A 1,256-nucleotide genomic window follows, 5' to 3' on the forward strand; every position below is an offset into this window, starting at 1 on the left:
ATGCCCCGTAAGGCCGATTACCTCTTCATTGTAGCTTAGGTTTGAACCGCTGAACAGCATTACCAGCGCAACACCGTTCTTGGGGTCAAACATATTGTAGCAAGCAATGCCTGTGTTAATACACACAGGCCCGCAGAGAAGAAAATCCCTTTGTGATTTTCCTCTCCGCTTGCTTGCCCGGGGCAGCGCCCCCAAGCCCCCTTGAACACAGAATTTCGTTCTGTGGCTGCGCGTTCTGCGAACGCTTTTGACCATGACCGGCTCACCGCTGGCCGTGGTCTTTTTCCTGTTCTTTTTTCTGTTCCTCGTCCATTTTCAGTAGCCGGTCCACATTGGCCTTTGCCGTCAAAAGTTCCCGCATTTCCTCACGGGAACGCCGGTACTCGGCGTAGGTTTTCTTCTTTTCCTCCAGCAGCTTTGCGTACTCGGCTTGCAGGTCTTTGACCTTGGGCAGCTTCTTCACGCCCATCTCGTCAAAGGCATTTTTTGCCGCCTGATGGAGCAGGATTTCCTGCTCATGTTCCTCCCGGAATTTTCGGGAATAACCGGCCTTGCGGTAGGCTACATAGGTTTCACGGGTCTTGGCATAGTTTACGATGTGAGTACGCAGAACAGCGATCTCCGCCATGCGTTTCTCCGCCGCCTTGATCTGCGCCGACAGTTCGTTGTGGTGGGCGGTGGCTGCCGCCGCTTTTTCTGCCAGCTCCGCATAATCCAGCAGCCGATGTTCGGTAAGAAAATTTACAGTCTGCGCCATCTGTTTCAGGTTGAAAACCTTGGCCCATCGCGCATACCCAGCGCCTTTCCCAGCCTGTAATTTTGCCTGAATATCCACCAGCAGATTGACCTTGGGCGGCTCCGGCTGCACGGTGGAATTTTTACGGGGCGTATGCTGTTTTTCACCGGCCAACACCGCACGGATTTCTGCTTCACTGTACCCGGCCCCCAGCTTGTCATCCATGCGGGCTACATTCTTCCAGCTGGGCGCTTTGAGCCGGATGACTTTCCCGCGCCGGGATACTTCGCATCCCATCTCGGAAAGCAGTTTCAGCAGCGCATCAAAGTCCGCCGGTTTCTGCTCCAGCGCACGGTCAATCATCACCCGCAACTGTTCCCGATGGGAGGGCTTGGCCTGATCGCCCAGCCATTTGTTATAACTCTTTCCGTGAGGCTTTGGGTCCTCCACAATGGACAATCCGTTCTCGATACAGATGGTATCGCTCAAGCGCCGGACGGCTCTGGTGCTGCCCCAAAAG

1 protein-coding gene is annotated in these 1,256 nt (G+C 54.8%); it reads right to left on the reverse strand.

Features of this window, described 5'->3' with window-relative positions; translation table 11 throughout:
- Window positions 1-262 precede the first annotated feature (262 nt).
- On the reverse strand, window positions 263-1,256 hold a 994-nt coding region (locus tag ACTQ34_RS17965), incomplete at its 5' end, for a relaxase/mobilization nuclease domain-containing protein (protein ID WP_441364964.1).

Origin of the sequence: Agathobaculum sp. LCP25S3_E8 (genome assembly GCF_052117165.1) — a bacterium.
Lineage (GTDB): Bacteria > Bacillota > Clostridia > Oscillospirales > Butyricicoccaceae > Agathobaculum.